The following is a 16,707-nucleotide window of genomic DNA, read 5'->3' on the forward strand; positions in this document are numbered from 1 at the left end:
GGCAGGAAACTCCGGACAGCCACCGCGAGCGTGAGGAGGAGACGATGATGGCGTCGGTGCCGGTTCTGGAAATCCGCAATGTCAGCAAGCACTTCGGGGCGGTGAAGGCGTTGACGGATGTGAGCTTCAGCCTGGAGAAGGGCGAGGTTCATGCGCTTTGCGGCGAAAACGGCGCGGGCAAGTCGACGCTGATGAACATCATTGCCGGCGTGCTGCAGCCGACCGAAGGGGACGTTCTCGTCGATGGCGCGCCGGTAAAGGTGACGTCGCCGGCCGTGGCGCAATCGCTCGGGCTTGGCCTCGTGCATCAGGAAATCGCGCTCTGCCCCGATGCGACGGTGGCCGAGAACATGTTCATGGCCGCGACCAACCGTCGGCGCTCGCCTTTCATGAATTATGGCCGGCTGGAGCGGGATGCACAGGTCGTGATGAATCGTCTGGCGCCGATCGACGTGCGCCGCAAAGTCGGTGACCTGTCGATTTCCAGCCAGCAGCTTGTCGAGATCGCCAAGGCACTGACGCTCGATTGTCGGGTGCTGATCTTCGACGAACCGACGGCTGCTTTGACGGAATCGGAGACGCAGGTCCTGTTCGGAATCATCCGCGACCTCAAGGCGCAGGGTATTTCGATCATCTATATCAGCCACCGCATGGCCGAAATCTTCAGCCTGTGCGACCGGGTCACCGTGTTTCGCGATGGCCGTTATGTCTCGACGGAGAAGGTGGCGGATTTGACGCCGGATGATGTTGTGCGCCGCATGGTCGGGCGCGAGATCACCCAGCTCTATCCGGAAAAACAGGCGCCGGCGGAGCGGACCGATGAGATCATCCTGAGCGTCCGCGATCTCGGCGACGGCAGCCGCTTTACGGATGTGAGCTTCGACCTGCGCAGGGGTGAAATTCTCGGCGTCGGCGGGCTGATCGGCTCGGGGCGCACCGAGATAGCCGAAGGTATTTGCGGATTGCGGCCTGTAACCGGCGGCGAGGTGCAACTGCATGGACAGCGGCTGCGGGCGCGGTCCTATGCGCAGGCAGCGCAGGCTGGCGTCGTCTACCTGTCGGAAGACCGGAAAGGCTCTGGCATTTTCCTCGATCTTTCCATCGCCCAGAACATTGCCGTTCTCGATTTGAAATCGCTGACCGGACCGCTGGGACTGTTGAATTCCAAGGCCGAGGCGGATCGTGCCCACAACCTGGCCCGGCGGCTCGGCGTACGGATGGGTGGCATCGACATGCCGGTCTCGTCGCTGTCGGGCGGAAACCAGCAGAAGGTGGCGATTGCCAAGCAGTTGGCGGTCGATCCCAAGGTCATTCTGATGGATGAGCCGACGCGTGGCATCGATGTCGGCGCCAAATCGGAAATCCACCGGCTGCTGCGCGATCTCGCGCGCTCCGGCATCGGCATCGTCGTCATCTCGTCGGAACTGCCGGAGCTTCTCGGCCTGTGCGATCGGGTGCTGGTTATCCACGAAGGCACGGTCGCAGGCGAGGTCGAGGGCGAAGCGATGACGGAGGAAACGATCATGCGGCTCGCCTCCGGTATCGGCGGTCACAACAATTCAAAGGCATCAGAGCATGCCGCGTAGGGAAAAAGCAGGGGCAGGAGACAGGGTCATGGCGGACGCTACACTGGCAACGGCACATCAGGCACGCGCGCCCGGCTGGAAACGGCTGGGGACGATGCGCGAGGCGGGACTGATCGCGATCATCCTGGCGCTCTGCATCGTCATGAGTTTTGCCTCGCCGCATTTTCTGACGCTCGGCAACTTCCGGGCGATGCTGATGTCGTTCTCGGTGGAAGGGATCGTCGTCGTCGGCATGACCATCCTGTTGATTGTCGGCGGCATCGACCTGTCGGTCGGCTCGGTCGTTTGCTTCTCGATGGTGCTGTCGGGCTCGCTGTTCCTGATGGGACTCGATCCATGGAGCGCATCCCTGATCGGGATCATTGCCAGCGGCCTGATCGGCTGTGTCATGGGCTTCTTCGTCACGGTCGTCGGTCTCAACCACTTCATCACCTCGCTTGCGGCGATGGTCATCGTGCGTGGTATCTGCCTGATCATCACCAAGGGTACGCCGCTGTCGCTCTTCACCTTGCCGCCCTCGTTCAAGGCGGTCGGGCAGGGCACATTATATGGCGTCCCCTATGTAATCCTGATTTTTGTTGCGGTCGTCGTGCTGTTCGATTTCCTGCTGCGCCGGGCAACCGCCTTCCGCAAGGTGTTCTACACCGGCAGCAACGAGAAGGCGGCGCTCTATTCCGGTATCAAGACCAACCAGGTGAAATTCTGGGTGACGGTGCTCTGCGCGACGCTGTCCGGCGTTGCCGGGGTGATCTACATGTCCCGCTTCGGTGCCGCGACCCCGACCTTTGGTGTCGGCATGGAGCTCAACATCATCGCCGCCGCGGTGATCGGCGGTGCGTCGCTGAATGGCGGTTCCGGCACGATCCTTGGGGCTATTCTCGGTATTGCCCTGCTGTCGGTCGTAACAAGCTCATTGATCTTGCTTGACGTGTCCGTCTATTGGCAAGACATGATCAAAGGCTGCATTCTGCTTGCCGCCGTCTCGATCGACCATTTCCTGCACAAGCGGAAGGCTGCCTGATATGCCGATAGCCAAGCTCAAACCCGCAAATGCGCCGCGCGAGGAAATCGTCATCGCCCGGCAGATGCACCAGGCTCTGGTCCTGCATTTCCTCGAGGGACTGACACAGGCGCAAATTGCCGATCAGATCGGCATCTCGCACGCCACCGTCAACCGCCTGATCAAGCGCGGCCGCCAGCTCGGTCTGGTCGAGATCAAGATCAAGTCGCCGGTCGAGCCGCTGGTCGATATGGAAGAACAGCTACGAGCGCTTGGCGGCATCGGCCGTGCCGTCGTGGTGCCGACCGTTTCCGACAATCCGCAGACTGCGCTTCAGGCCGTTGGCGAAGCGGCAGCACGGTTGCTGCTGGAAGAGATTATCGACGGCGATACGATCTGCATCACCGGCGGCAAAGGGGTGAGCGCCGTCGTCGCCGGTCTGCAGCCGCCGCGTCGGTTCAATGTCGAGGTCATTCCAGCAACCGGCTGCGTGCAGGGTAAACACTATACTGACGTCAATCATGTCTCGACCTTGATGGCCGACCGGCTTGGGGGACGTTCCTACCAGATCCACGCGCCCCTCTTTGCCGACGATGCCGAGCAGCGGGCGATGCTGATCAACATGCGTTCCGTCGCAGACGTTTTCAAACGGGCGCGCGAGGCGAAGGTGGCGGTGGTCGGCATTGGCTCGATCCTCTCGGACGATTCGAGCTATTACGACCTGCATCCCTCCTCGAGCACCGACCGCGCCGCGATCGAGCGGTCCGGCGCCTCCTGCGAATTGCTGGCGCATCTGCTCGATGATCATGGCCAAGTCTGCGACTACAGCCTCAACCGTTCGCTGGTGTCGCTGACGCTGCCGGAATTCGCCTCGATCCCCACCAAAATCGGTGTGGCGAGCGGGCCGAACAAGGCAGGCCCGATCCTCAGCGTTCTCAGGGGCAATCATCTCGATACGCTGGTGACCGATGAGGCGACGGGTGCGCGGGTGCTGGCACTGGCGAATGGCGAAGGAAAATGGGCATGAGCGGACAGCAATTGACACGTGAGATCGGCAAATCGGGCGTTTCCGCCTCGGCGGTGGGACTGGGCACCTGGGCGATCGGCGGCTGGATGTGGGGCGGGACCGATGAGGCCGAATCCATCGCCGCGATCCAGGCATCGCTCGATGCCGGCGTGACGCTGATCGATACGGCGCCGGCCTATGGGCTTGGACGTTCCGAGGAGATCGTCGGCAAGGCGCTGACCGGGCGCCGCGATAAGGCAGTCATCGCCACCAAATGCGGCCTTGTCTGGCATACGCAGAAGGGCCGTCATTTCTTCGATCAAGACGGCAAGCCGGTGCACCGTTATCTCGGCCGCGACGCGATCCTGCATGAGGTCGAGGAAAGTCTGAGGCGGCTCGGAACCGATTATATCGACCTCTACATCACCCATTGGCAGGACGCGACGACCCCGATCGAGGAAACGATGCGGGCGCTGGAAGACCTGCGCACATCGGGCAAGATCCGGGCGATCGGCGCAAGCAATGTCAGCCCCGACGACCTCAATGCCTATATTGCTGCTGGTGGTCTCGACGCAATCCAGGAGCGGTTCAGCATGATCGACCGGGAGATCGAGGCGGAGCTTCTGCCGCTGACCAAGGCCAACAGCATAGCGACGCTGAGCTACTCGTCGCTGGCGTTGGGGTTGCTGTCCGGCACCATCGGTCCGGACCGCGTGTTTTCCGGCGACGACCAGCGCAAGGACAATCCGCGCTTTTCGGTCGACAATCGCCAGAAGGCAACGGCGCTGGCCGACGCCATCCGGCCGGTCGCCGAAAGACACGGAGCCAGCATCGCCCAGATCGTGATTGCCTGGACGCTGGCGCAGCCGGGCGTCACCTTTGCACTTTGCGGGGCGCGCAATCCGGCACAAGCGCTCGACAATGCGCGAGCCGGGACCATCCGGCTGGATGCGGCCGATCTTGCGGCCATCGATACGGCCATAGCGGCGAAACTGACTGACATGGACAGGTAGCGGATCGCCATCATGAAACGGCAAGAGATATTGGACGGGCTCCGCCAGAGCCCGAAGGTGGACGTCTGTGTCATCGGTGGCGGCATCAACGGCATCAGCGTCTTTCGCGAGTTGTCGCTGCAGGGGCTGAACGTGCTGCTCGTCGAGAAACACGACTATTGCTCCGGGGCCAGTTCGGCGCTGTCGCGCATGGTCCATGGAGGTCTTCGCTATCTTGAGAACGGCGAATTCAAGCTGGTGCAGGAATCGCTGGTCGAGCGGGACCGGTTGCTGCGCAACGCCCCGCATTACGTCGCGCCGCTGCCGACGACGGTGCCGGTGTTCGATATATTTTCCGGCCTCGGCAATGGCATCGTCCGCTTCCTGGGCCTCAGCCGCCGCCCGAGCCGGCGTGGCGCCGTCGCCATCAAGGCGGGCCTGAGCATCTATGACTTCCTGACCCGCAAGCGGGCGCTGATGCCGCGCCACCAGTTTCGCGGCCGGCGCACGACGCTTGCCAAGTGGCCGGCGCTCAATCCCGACATCAAGAGTTCGGCCACCTATTTCGACGCCTGGGTCAGTCATCCGGAGCGGCTGGGCATCGAGCTTCTGCAGGATGGGCTTTCAGCAAAATTCGGGGCGAAGGCGCTGAATTACGCGGAACTGCGGCGGACAGAGGATGGCCAATATCGGGTCGAGGACCTGATCGGCGGGGCGTCGATTAGCGTCGAACCGGTGCTGATCATCAACGCCACCGGCGGTTGGATAGACATCGCCAACCAGGCGCTGTTTTCGCCAGAAGCACGGCCGGCGCCGTTGATGGGCGGCACCAAGGGCTCGCATCTGATCGTCGACAATGCGGACCTGCGCGACGCACTCGCCGATCACATGATCTACTATGAAAACGAGGACGGGCGGATCTGCATCCTGTTTCCCTATCTCGGCAAGGTTCTCGTCGGTTCGACCGATATCCGCGTCGACGATCCGGAAACGGTGCGCTGCGAGGCAGACGAGCGGGATTATATCCTGCAATCGCTCGCCTTCGTGCTGCCTGATATCACCGTCCGGCCGGAACAGATCGTTTTCCAGTTTTCCGGCGTGCGGCCGCTGCCGGCCAGCACTGACAGCTTTACCGGCCGCATCCCGCGCGATCATTTCTGCACGGTCGTGGAGCCGAAGGATGGTGGCCCACCGGTTCTGTGCATGATCGGCGGCAAGTGGACGACATTCCGATCCTTCGGGGAACTGGCGGCCGACATGGCTCTGGAAAGGCTGGGCAGGCGGCGCCGCATTGCGACAACCGATCGGCCGATCGGCGGCGGGCGGGCATTTCCCGCCAGCGCGGCCGCCTGGCTCACGCAGATGGCGGCCAGCAAGGGCCTTTCCGGCCGGCGCATGGCTGAGATGTTTGCCCGATATGGCACGGATGCCGAGGCGGTTGGCGACTTCATCACGGCCGGCCCCGATGCAGTGCTGCCGCACGCCGGCTACTCGATGCGCGAATTGCAGTTCCTTATCCGCGGTGAAGCGGTGGAACATCTCGACGACCTGCTTTTGCGGCGCACGACGCTTGCCGTTTCGGGCGAACTTACGCTCGACATGATGGATGCCGCACTCGACCTGCTGGCGCAGGAAAAGCACTGGACGCTCGCGCATCGCGCCCGTGAGCGCGAGCGTTTTCTCACCCTTCTCAACCAACGCCACGGCGTTGACGAAAACATGCTTTCCGCAAGGAACGAACCAAGGAGCATAGAATGCGACACAACAGCAAAGTCCGGATGAACCGGCTGTTCGGCGGCGGCCGCTGCCTCGATGTGGCGATCGATCACGGCGTCTGTAACGAACCATCCTTCCTCAATGGGCTGGAGGACATTCAGGCCGTCGTTAAGGCGCTGGTTTCTGCCGGGCCAGATGCGATCCAGATGAATTACGGCCAGGCGGACCTGCTGCAGGACGTGCCCGGCAAGGACAAGCCGGCGTTGGTCATGCGCATCGACATGGGCAATCCCTATAACCGGATCCGCCACCGCGACATGTGGGCAGTGCTGCAGAACGAGGCCGAGCCGTTGATCGGCGCGATCGAGATGGATGCGGCCTGCGTGGTCGTCAACCTGTTCATGCTGCCGGACGAGCCGGACCTGTTCCGCCAGTGCGTGCAGAACATTTCCCGCGTCCGGGCTGATTGCGACAAGTATGGCATGCCGCTGATGATCGAGCCGCTGGTGATGCAGCCGGTGACGGAAAAGGGCGGCTACATGGTCGACGGCGATGCCGACAAGATCGTTACGTTGACGCGGCTCGCCCGTGAGATGGGTGCGGATATCGTCAAGGCGGACCCAACCACCAATGCCGAGGATTTCCACAGAGTGGTGGAAGCAGCCCGTTGCCCGGTTCTGGTGCGCGGCGGCGGCAAGGAGGATCTTCGTGCCGTTTTCGACAAATCCGCCGCCTTGATGCGACAGGGCGCAATGGGCATGGTCTATGGGCGCAACATCTATCAGCACGCCAATCCGAGTGCCGTGGTGCGCGGGCTGATGGCGATCGTGCACGAGGATGCGAGCGGCGAACAGGCCTTTGCGCTCTACCAGCAGGTTTGAGCAGCGATTTCGAACCTTCGGAGGGGTTCTGTATGGGAGAGTATCTTTTGGGGCTCGACGCCGGAAACACCGTCATCAAGGCGGTGATTTACGACCGGCACGGCAACGAGATCGCGGCTGCGTCAGAAGAAGGACACAGCCGCATGCCAAGCCCGGGGCATGTCGAGCGGGGTCTGGACGAATTATGGGCGAATGCCCGGCAGGTCATCCGCGCCTGCATCGAAAAGGCAAGGATCCAGCCGGAGGAAATCGCCGCGATCGGTTGCGCCGGGCATGGCAACGGTCTCTATGCGCTTGATCGCGACGGCGCTCCGCTCATCGGCATTCAGTCGCTCGACACGCGGGCGGCCGGGCTGGTCGATGAATGGCGAGAGGCCGGCGTTGGTGACCGGACCTATCCGATTGCCCGCCAGCGTCCGTGGCCATCCCAGACGCCGACATTGCTTGCCTGGCTGAAGCGTCACCGGCCGGACCTGTTCAACCGCATCGGCACTGTGTTTTTCTCCAAGGATTTCGTCGTCAACCGGCTGACCGGCCGCCGCGTCAGCGAGGTGTCCGACATGTCGGGGGCCGGTCTGCTCGATCTTGCCGCGCGCCGCTACGACAAGGCACTGATGGAAGCCTATGGACTGGGCGATTGCATGGACCTCTTGCCGCCGCTCATCGAAAGCGCCGACATTGCCGGTACGGTGACCGAGGAGGTGGCGACGCAAACCGGGCTCGCCGCCGGTACGCCCGTGATTGGCGGGCTGTTCGACGTCGTCGCCTCGGCGCTCGGCTCGGGCGTTTCGCGCACCGGCAGCGCCTCGATCATTGCCGGCACCTGGAGCATCAACCAGGTCGTTATAGACAGTCCCGACCTCGACGGGCCGGTCTTCATGTCCTCGACCTTCGATCGCAGTCGCTACATGGCGATGGAGAATAGTGCCACCTCGGCTGCCAATCTCGAATGGCTGGTGCGGGAGTTCTTCGAAGGCGAGCATGCGGATGGCGTTTCGCCCTTCGATGCCTGCTGTGCGCTGGCCGAGGCGATCGAGCCCGCGGCAGACGACCCGCTCTACCATCCATATCTCTATGGTGCCCAGCAGGACGGCCATGCGCGCGCCGGCTTCTACGGCATTGCCGGCTGGCACACCAGGGGGCATCTCATTCGCGCGCTTCTCGAAGGTGTCGCCTTCGGGCATCGCCAGCACATCGAGACGATCCGAGAGGCCGGCGCGGTCTTCAACGAAGCCGTGCTGTCCGGCGGCGGCTCGCGCAGCCTGATCTGGCCGCAGATCTTTGCCGATGTGCTCGGCGTTCCGGTCAGCGTTGCCCGCTCGCGTGAAACCGGTGCACTAGGAGCGGCGATTGCGGCTGGAACCGGCGTCGGTGTCTTCGCGGACTTCGGCGCTGGTGCTGCGGCCATGGTCCGGACCGAGCGGCATTATCGCCCGGATGTCTCGCTTGAGGCGCATTATGCGCGGCGTTACGCTCTTTATCAGGATATCGCCGAAGCGATGGCACCGCTCTGGCGGCGTCTGACGGCGGTCCCGCCGGTTGCAGCGGGGGCGGGGGCGTGAATATGCGTGTGGATGATGCAGCCATTGATGCGGGAAGCTACGACTTCATCATCGTCGGCGCCGGATCGGCGGGATGCGTTCTGGCCAACCGGCTGTCGACCGATCCGAAAAACCGCGTCCTGCTGCTCGAAGCCGGCGGCAGCGACCGCTATCATTGGGTGCATGTGCCGATCGGCTATCTCTACTGCATGGGTAATCCGCGCACCGATTGGATGATGAGGACGGCCGAGGAAGCAGGACTGAACGGCCGGTCACTGCCCTATCCGCGTGGAAAACTGCTGGGCGGCTGCTCCTCGATCAACGGCATGATCTACATGCGCGGCCAGGCGGCCGATTACGATGGTTGGCGGCAGGCGGGCAATTCCGGCTGGGGCTGGGACGACGTGCTGTCCTATTTCCTCAAATCCGAGGACAACTATCGTGGCAAGTCGCGGATGCACGGGGCAGGCGGCGAATGGCGGGTGGAAAAGCAGCGGCTTTCCTGGCCGATCCTCGATGCCTTTCGCGATGCAGCTGAAGAACTCGGTATCCCGAAGACCGACGATTTCAACGATGGCGACAATGAGGGCTCTGGCTATTTCGAGGTCAACCAGCGTGGCGGCCTGCGCTGGAACACGACCAAGGCCTTTCTGCGCCCGGTGATGAAGCGGCCCAATCTGCGTGTGCTGACCGGTGCCGAAACCGAGCGGCTGGAATTCGACGGCAGAATGGTGACCGGCGTGCGGTTCCGGCTGAACGGGCAGAATCATCTGGCTCGCGCCGGTCGCGAGGTCATCCTGTCTGCCGGTGCGATCAATTCGCCGAAAATCCTGGAGCTTTCCGGGGTCGGTCGACCGGATGTGTTGTCCGCTGCCGGACTGGACGTCGTCCATGAACTTCCAGGTGTCGGCGAAAACCTGCAGGACCATCTGCAAATCCGTACGGTCTTCCGTATCGAGGGCGCAAAGACGCTGAACCAGCTCTATCACAACCTGTTCACCCGGGCGGGCATGGGGCTTGAATATATGCTGCGCCGGTCCGGGCCGTTGTCGATGGCGCCGAGCCAGCTCGGTATCTTTGCCAAGAGCGATCCGGCCGTTGCGACCGCCGATCTCGAATATCACGTGCAGCCCTTGAGCACCGACCGGCTCGGCGAGCCGCTGCACAAATATCCGGCGGTCACCGTCTCCGTCTGCAATCTGCGGCCGGAGAGCCGCGGGACCGTGCATGTTGGTGGCCCAGACTTTTCCGTGGCGCCGGAAATCCGCCCGAACTATCTTTCGACCGTCGGCGACCGGATGGTTGCGACGAAATCGATCCGGCACGCCCGCCGGCTTATGGAGGCCGGTGCCATCGCCAAGTACCGGCCGCAGGAGATGCTGCCGGGCACGGAATACCGGACTGACGAGGAACTGATCCGTCGCGTCGGCGATATCGCCACAACGATCTTCCATCCGGTCGGCACCTGCAAGATGGGCAGCGACACGATGGCGGTTGTCGATCCGCAATTGCGGGTGCATGGGCTGGCGAAACTGCGGGTGGTCGATGCCTCGATCATGCCGACGATCGTGTCGGGCAACACCAACTCGCCGGTGATCATGATTGCAGAGAAGGCCGCGGAGAGCATCCTATTAGGGGCTTAATGCACTCTTCACCGTGATGGCCCCCGCATTGTCTGAAAGCGAATGCGTGCAACATCCTTTGTCAGAGAGAAAACGCTCTGGTTTCCGCCACTGCGCTGGCATGAGCGTCCTCATGCGTGATATTCGGGATTTTCCAAGGCGCGGGCGTGAACGACACGCCCAGACCTCGATTGCCGGCGTTTCGGCTTAAAGCATGTCGCGCAAAAGTGCGCAGCGGTTTTGCGCGACCGCTATGCGTAACACAAAGACCTAAAGCGCGAGGCGAATCTGAAAGATCGCGGCGCGCTTTAGAGGACGAAGGCATTCGCGCCCACGGCTCATGAGGATGAGCCCAACCCGCTCAACGCAGGCTGGGCCATCTTCGATTTCGATCAGATAGTCGAGACGTTCTCAGCCTTCGATTTTCCGGTCTTGCGATCCTGTCCAACTTCGAAGCTGACCTTGTCGCCTTCGCGGAGCGACCCGCCGCTCTGCAGCGCAGACACGTGAACAAAAACGTCCTGCCCGCCACCCTCAGGGGTGATGAAGCCGAAGCCCTTGTCGTCATTGAAGAATTTAACGGTACCTGTCGGCATGAGATAACTATTTCCTTGTATCGTTCGACGATTTGCGAAGGCGAAACTATAGCTTCGCAGCTTCTCTATCAACCCTTTAGCACGCCAGCGGCGCTTTGAACGCAAAAAGATATCAGCTCCGACGAAGGTCAATGCGGCTCGTAACAACCGATCGACCTGTAGCCGGGTCGGTATCGACGGTTGTGAGGCGCATGCCCGATGCCCCGGTTTTTTCGATTGTCATCTGCGCACGTCGATCGCCATTGACCTCTTTCGCCCATTTGATCGCGAGGCTTATGGCATTGCCAGCGCGCTTTCCGCCCAGACCCGCGGTGCCGGTGCCCGCGCCCACGTAGGAGCCGGTGTAGGTGTCACCGCTGGCCTTGAGGTTGGCGCTGATGACACGGGAAAAAACGACGAGACTGGTGCAGCGTCCATTGAGTGCAAGGGAACTTGCATTCGCATCCGATTTGAAACGGCACGTGACTTTAATTGTCGGTGCATTTGTCCGCACTTTCACCGTACCATTACCGCTCCAACTTCCCGCCAGTGTTTTGAGGAAGGCGGATTCGTCGGCGTGGGCGGCGCCGGCCATGAGCATTGACGCCGTCGCAGCGGCGATGGCGCAGGCAAGAACCTTAATCATCTGAGTAACTTTCGGGCCGCATAACATCCACATCATGACGCTCGGCTATTGGAGGAGGAGGGGTGTCATATAACCGCCCGGCGATGATTTGGTTCCGTAGGGGAGGTATTGACCGCGTTCCCAAGGCCGCGCGCACGTTTTCAACAAGATCAACGGACCAATGATGCCCAGGCACGCTGAAATGGATTGCCGATCGCCCGCCTGAGGCTTTAGATCGGTCTTACACAATGAGATTGTGCAAGCCGGCCGCATGACATCAATTCCGCTATAGCGCCCAGCGTCCTTTCAGATGCGCAAAGGACGCGCAGCGCTTTGAGTTGCTGCCTCATTGGCCGCTGTCTGAGCTTGCCAGCCCATTGCGCTGTCACATATGAGGGGTCCGACGCCATTGCCTTCACTTGTTCTTCCTGGTCGCCCGCTTTCGTTGGCGCGGAACGTAATCTCCACGCCTAGCGCCTATTTCTGGTCGACGCCCATTATCCTGGCACTGGCTGTCTTTCTATTCGTCTCGGAAGCACCAGGGGTAATCCGCGATTTCCAGATCAGCCAGAACCCTTTGACGCTCGAAAATGGCGACGTGCAAAACGGGCGATGCACGACACGCAAGGCAGTCTTTACCGATTGCGAGGCACGCCTTGTCTACAGTTATGGTGGACGAGACTACGACACCGAGGTGGAGGTCATGTTCGTCGATTTCCATACCGGTGACTACGAAACCGGCCTTGTGATATCAGCCGATCATCCGGAACTTGCGACGATGAGCCTGGGTCTTGATATGCTCTGGAACCGAATCATCACGCTCACTGTGTTTGCGCTACTGCTCGGCGGCATGGGCCTGGGGATGATTTTTCTCGCTATCCGCATTTGGTGGGTCAAGGGCCAGTTGCTTCGGCCCGCCATGCTGACCCCCGTCCCGGTCGAGATCACCGCATTCGACCGCAAACGCGGCGTCCTTTCCATCACCTATAACGACAAGATTGCCGACGACAAAACGGGGCGATCGGCTTACACGCGCATGAAGAATGGAGAGGAGCCTCTGATCGTCGGTGAAGCTAATGGCAAGGCGATCGGACTGGCCGTGAGGCACGGCAATACGGCCCTGCCGGTGCTTCTCGACGATCGTCTGCAGCGCGTGGAGCTTACGGATAATGAGCGCACCGCAGCTCTTGCACCCTTCGCGTATCAGCAAGAACACGACCAGAGTGTGCCGATCTTGATTGATGAACCTAAAAGGTCGGTATCGGTCTGGAAGCGGCTGCAGCTTTTCTTCGGCGTGTTGCTTCTGATCGTCGTGGGTGTGGTCGGCTTCTGGCTTTGGTACGTCACGACCTCCACGACAGCATTCCAATCGCCTGGCATGGACATCAACAATCTCATGCCAGCGCCGTTGAACGAGTGGGGATGCGAGCAGCTGAAGAAGCGGTTCGGTCAGGATCGCGCGCCGTTTGGTTGCGTCGCCGACGATTATACGAGCTGGAAATAGGAAATGGCGCCCGCTGTTTGACCGAGCTACGCCCTTCCGTACATCCGGCTCGCGCGCAGCAGGCGTTGCGAATAGGGGTGTTCGACCGCACCTTTTCGCAAGGCGCCGACATCGACCTGTTCCACGATCTCGCCCGCTTCCATGATGGCGACGCGGCTGCACATGTGCGAGACGACGGCGAGATCATGGCTGACGAGCAGATAGGTCAGGCCGCGATTGGTACGCAAATCCTGGAGGAGATTGAGGATTTCGGCCTGAACCGACACGTCGAGCGCCGATGTCGGTTCGTCGAGAAGCAGAACGTCCGGATCCAGCATCAGCGCACGGGCGATCGCCACGCGCTGCCGCTGGCCCCCGGACAGCTGGTGCGGAAATCTGTAGCTCAGCGCCGGGTCGAGGCCAACCGATCTCAGGACCGCGTTCATGTCGACAGAATTCGTATCCAGCCCCTGATTGCGCAGCGGTTCCTTCAGCTGCGAGCGGATGGTCTTGCGGGGGTGGAGGGATCCATAGGGGTCTTGGAACACCATCTGTACCCGGCGGAAGAAAGGCCGGCTGCGCTGCTGATTTAACGGCTCGCCATGGAGCTCGATCCGGCCGTCATAGTTGGCGTTGAGGCCGGAAAGCGCCCTCAGGACAGTGGACTTCCCGCAGCCGGACTCGCCGACCAGGCCGAAAGCAGTTCCCTTTTCGATGGCGAAGCTCACGTCTCGGACGACAGGCCGCTGCCCGGGCCCGAAACGGACCGTAAGATTGTCGATTTTAATCACCGCGGCGGCTCCAGTGCGAATTCTTCAAGCCAGGCCGGATCTCGTTTCAGGATCGGCAGCCGGGAAGGCGGGTCTTCGATCGTCGGCAAGGATGCCAGCAACCCTTGCGTATAAGGATGTCGCGCCTTGTCGAGATCGCGCGCCTCGAGCACTTCCACGACCCGCCCCGCATACATGATGAGGACGCGATCGCAGAAATTCCGGATGAGATTGAGATCGTGACTGATAAAGATCAGCCCGAGATTACGGCGCAAGACGAGCTCGTCGAGCAGGGCCAGGATCTCGAGCCTCACCGTCACGTCGAGCGCTGACGTCGGTTCGTCGGCGATCAGCACTTCGGGTTCGGCAATCAGCATCATGGCGATCATCGCCCGCTGGCCCATTCCGCCCGAGATTTCGTGCGGATAGAGGCGGGCGACGCGCTCCGGATCGCGGATCTGGACGGCCTCGAGCATATCGAGTGCCTGTTGCCAGGTCTTTGCCCTGCTCGTCCTCGGATGATGGAAGCGGTAGGTCTCGGCAATCTGTTCGCCGATTCGCATGACGGGATTAAGCGAATATTTCGGATCCTGCAGGATCAGGCCGATCCGCCGTCCCCTGATCGTCATCATCGTTTTTTCGTTCGCCTTGAGCAGATCGACGTCGCGAAAGCGCATCCGCTCGGCATTGACGATGGCGGTCGGTGGCAGCAGCTTCATGATGGCACGGCCGACGGTCGACTTTCCCGACCCGGATTCGCCGACGATCCCAAGTTTTTCCTGTCCAAGGGAAAAGCTCACGCCGCGCACGGCCCGCACCTGTCCGCCGCCAAATGCGATTTCGAGATTTTGAATATCGATCAAGGGCTCTGTCATTCTGAACCTCGGGGATCGAGAACATCGCGAAGCGCATCGCCGACGAGGTTGAAGGCGAGGCTGACGAGCGCAATGGCAATGCCGGGTGCTGCGATGACCCAGGGGCTGTCGAGCATGAATTCACGTCCGCTGGCGGCCATCGAACCCCATTCCGGCCACGGTGGCTGCGCCCCAAGGCCGAGGAAGCCGAGGCCGGCGGCAGTGATGATGATGCCGGCCATATTGAGGGTGACGCGGACGATCACCGAGGGAATGCACATCGGCAGGATGTGGCGGGTGATGATCGCGATTGATGTCGCGCCCTGCAGGCGTACGGCGGCGATGTAATCCGCCTTGCGAAGGCTGAGCGTCTCGGCGCGCGCCAGGCGCGCGATCGGAGGCCAGGCCGTCAGTGAAATCGCGATGATCGCATTGGTGATGCCCGGACCGAGCGCTGCGGCAAAACCCAGCGCCAGCACGAGGCCGGGGAAGGAGAGAAAAATATCGGTGACGCGCATCAGGATTTCATCGACGATGCCGCCGAAATAACCCGAGACGGTGCCGATCAGCAGGCCGAGCGGGGCGACGATGACCGTGACGAGCATGATGATGTAGAGCGTGGTGCGGGCGCCATAGATCACCCGTGAAAAGACGTCGCGGCCGAAATTGTCGGTGCCGAGCCAATGGCTCGCCGATGGCGGGGCAAGCCGCCCTGCCATGTCCTGAACGATCGGATCGTAGCTGGTCAGCAGGGGTGCGGCCAGCGCCACGACGATCAGCAGCAGGATGATGGCCAATCCGGCCAGCCCAAGCGGGTGCAGGCTGAATTTCCGCCAGCCCTGATGAATTTGCTGCGCCGATGACTGGAACCAGCCTCGAGGCTCCCGTGCGAGCAGCCAGTTGCGAAGGCCGCCGGTGTTGACGCTGTCTGCGTGCTCAGAGGAGATCGTCATGGCTCACCGTGTCCTCGGATCAAGAATGCGATAAAGGAAGTCCGACAGGATGTTGATCGTCAGGAAGACGGCGCCGATCGTCAGCACCGAACCCATGACCACGTTCATGTCGTTCATCTGCAGCCCCCGGGTCAGGTACTGGCCGAGCCCCGGCCAGCCGAAGACGGTCTCGATCAGCACCGCGCCTTCGAGCAGCCCGCCGAAGGTCAGCGCCATGATCGTCAGGAGCTGTACGCGGATGTTCTTGAATGCGTGGCGCCAGACCACCTTGCGGGTGCCAAGCCCCTTGGCCCGGGCGGTGATGATGTATTCCTGGCTCAGTTGCTCCAGCATGAAGCTCCGCGACATGCGGCTGATATAGGCGACGGAATAGTAGCCGAGGATTGCCGCCGGCAGGATGATGTGTCCGGCCGCGTTGTGGAATACCTCCCATTGGCCCTGAATCGCCGCGTCGATCAGGAGAAAGCCCGTCATCGGTGTGACGAGGCCTTCATAGAAGACATCGATCCGGCCCGAGGCGCCGACGAGTTTCAGCTTCGCATAAAAGACGAAGAGCGCCATCAGCCCGGTCCAGAAGATCGGGATGGAGTGGCCGGCAAGGGCGACGATCCGCGCGATGTGGTCGATAACGGTTCCGCGCCTGACCGCGGCGGTGATCCCTAAGGGAATGCCGACGATCGCCCCGATGATCATGGCGATGATCGCAAGTTCGATCGTCGCGGGAAAGATCGTCATCAGATCGGTGAGGATCGGCTGGCCCGTCGTCGCCGACATGCCGAGATCGCCTGTGGCGATCTTGCCGACATAGGAGAGGAACTGCATCCAGATCGGCTGCCCAAGACCCAGCTCGTTATAGACGCGATCGTAAACCTCCTTGCTGACCTCCGCCCCGGTGATGGCGAGCACCGGGTCGGCGGGCAGCAGGCGGCCCATCGAGAAGGTCAGGAAGAGCAGGCCGAGCAGCGTCGTCACGACTGCCACGACGCGTCCCGCCAGGCGCCGCAGCAGGCTCAGTGCCGGGTGCGGGGCCGCCTCGGCGAACCCGCCCTCAGCGGAGTGCCTGCTGCTCTCCCCCTTCGATGTGATATCGGCGCTTGCCACGG

General features: G+C 61.8%; 15 protein-coding genes. 9 read left to right on the plus strand and 6 right to left on the minus strand.

The window, feature by feature from the left end; genetic code table 11:
- Positions 1-47: 47 nt before the first annotated feature.
- From A6U98_RS33470 to A6U98_RS33505, 8 genes are read left to right on the plus strand one after another with little or no spacing between them, the layout of a single operon-like run.
- The gene (locus tag A6U98_RS33470; protein WP_064655628.1) at positions 48-1,586 is read left to right on the plus strand and encodes a sugar ABC transporter ATP-binding protein; all 1,539 of its coding nucleotides are present in this window, start codon (positions 48-50) and stop codon (positions 1,584-1,586) included.
- Between the two features lie 28 nt (positions 1,587-1,614).
- Positions 1,615-2,607: an ABC transporter permease gene (locus A6U98_RS33475; RefSeq protein WP_156667924.1), complete on the plus strand. Its 993-nt coding sequence runs from the start codon at positions 1,615-1,617 to the stop codon at positions 2,605-2,607.
- A gap of 1 nt (position 2,608) precedes the next feature.
- Entirely contained in the window at positions 2,609-3,613 is a 1,005-nt protein-coding gene (locus tag A6U98_RS33480) for a sugar-binding transcriptional regulator (protein ID WP_064655508.1), read from the plus strand.
- The gene (locus A6U98_RS33485) at positions 3,610-4,605 is read left to right on the plus strand and encodes an aldo/keto reductase (RefSeq protein ID WP_064655509.1); all 996 of its coding nucleotides are present in this window, start codon (positions 3,610-3,612) and stop codon (positions 4,603-4,605) included. The genes A6U98_RS33480 and A6U98_RS33485 overlap by 4 nt, the downstream gene beginning before the upstream one ends.
- Positions 4,606-4,617: 12 nt before the next feature.
- Positions 4,618-6,366 (plus strand): glycerol-3-phosphate dehydrogenase/oxidase, encoded by a 1,749-nt coding sequence (locus A6U98_RS33490; protein WP_064655510.1) that lies wholly within the window; start codon positions 4,618-4,620, stop codon positions 6,364-6,366.
- Positions 6,339-7,181 (plus strand): class I fructose-bisphosphate aldolase, encoded by an 843-nt coding sequence (locus A6U98_RS33495; RefSeq protein WP_064655511.1) that lies wholly within the window; start codon positions 6,339-6,341, stop codon positions 7,179-7,181. The genes A6U98_RS33490 and A6U98_RS33495 overlap by 28 nt, the downstream gene beginning before the upstream one ends.
- A 32-nt stretch (positions 7,182-7,213) precedes the next feature.
- Positions 7,214-8,743 (plus strand): FGGY-family carbohydrate kinase, encoded by a 1,530-nt coding sequence (locus tag A6U98_RS33500; RefSeq protein WP_064655512.1) that lies wholly within the window; start codon positions 7,214-7,216, stop codon positions 8,741-8,743.
- Positions 8,740-10,365 carry a GMC family oxidoreductase gene (locus tag A6U98_RS33505; RefSeq protein WP_064655513.1) on the plus strand — a complete coding sequence of 542 codons (1,626 nt, stop codon included), beginning with the start codon at positions 8,740-8,742 and terminating at the stop codon, positions 10,363-10,365. The genes A6U98_RS33500 and A6U98_RS33505 overlap by 4 nt, the downstream gene beginning before the upstream one ends.
- 371 nt (positions 10,366-10,736) lie before the next feature.
- Here A6U98_RS33505 and A6U98_RS33510 read toward each other — a convergent pair whose 3' ends face one another.
- Positions 10,737-10,940 (minus strand): cold-shock protein, encoded by a 204-nt coding sequence (locus A6U98_RS33510; RefSeq protein ID WP_018480679.1) that lies wholly within the window; start codon positions 10,938-10,940, stop codon positions 10,737-10,739.
- 112 nt (positions 10,941-11,052) lie between these two features.
- Positions 11,053-11,565 carry a hypothetical protein gene (locus A6U98_RS33515; RefSeq protein WP_064655514.1) on the minus strand — a complete coding sequence of 171 codons (513 nt, stop codon included), beginning with the start codon at positions 11,563-11,565 and terminating at the stop codon, positions 11,053-11,055.
- Between the two features lie 370 nt (positions 11,566-11,935).
- Here A6U98_RS33515 and A6U98_RS33520 point away from each other — a divergent pair, with 370 nt between their 5' ends.
- Complete coding sequence (locus tag A6U98_RS33520; protein ID WP_184501484.1) at positions 11,936-13,048, plus strand: hypothetical protein; 1,113 nt, start codon at positions 11,936-11,938, stop codon at positions 13,046-13,048.
- Between the two features lie 26 nt (positions 13,049-13,074).
- Here A6U98_RS33520 and A6U98_RS33525 read toward each other — a convergent pair whose 3' ends face one another.
- The 4 genes from A6U98_RS33525 to A6U98_RS33540 are packed head-to-tail and all read right to left on the minus strand — an operon-like array spanning position 13,075 to position 16,705.
- A complete protein-coding gene (locus A6U98_RS33525) occupies positions 13,075-13,818 on the minus strand; it encodes an ABC transporter ATP-binding protein (RefSeq protein WP_064655516.1) in 744 nt (247 codons plus the stop codon).
- Positions 13,815-14,672, minus strand: a complete 858-nt coding sequence (locus tag A6U98_RS33530) for an ABC transporter ATP-binding protein (RefSeq protein WP_064655517.1) — start codon at positions 14,670-14,672, stop codon at positions 13,815-13,817. Before A6U98_RS33530 ends, A6U98_RS33525 begins: the two co-directional genes overlap by 4 nt.
- Positions 14,669-15,604: an ABC transporter permease gene (locus A6U98_RS33535; RefSeq protein WP_064655518.1), complete on the minus strand. Its 936-nt coding sequence runs from the start codon at positions 15,602-15,604 to the stop codon at positions 14,669-14,671. Before A6U98_RS33535 ends, A6U98_RS33530 begins: the two co-directional genes overlap by 4 nt.
- Positions 15,605-15,607: 3 nt before the next feature.
- Complete coding sequence (locus tag A6U98_RS33540) at positions 15,608-16,705, minus strand: ABC transporter permease (protein WP_064655519.1); 1,098 nt, start codon at positions 16,703-16,705, stop codon at positions 15,608-15,610.
- Between the last annotated feature and the right edge of the window lie 2 nt (positions 16,706-16,707).

The sequence above is a fragment of the Rhizobium sp. WYCCWR10014 genome (assembly GCF_001657485.1).
Classification (GTDB): Bacteria; Pseudomonadota; Alphaproteobacteria; order Rhizobiales; family Rhizobiaceae; genus Rhizobium.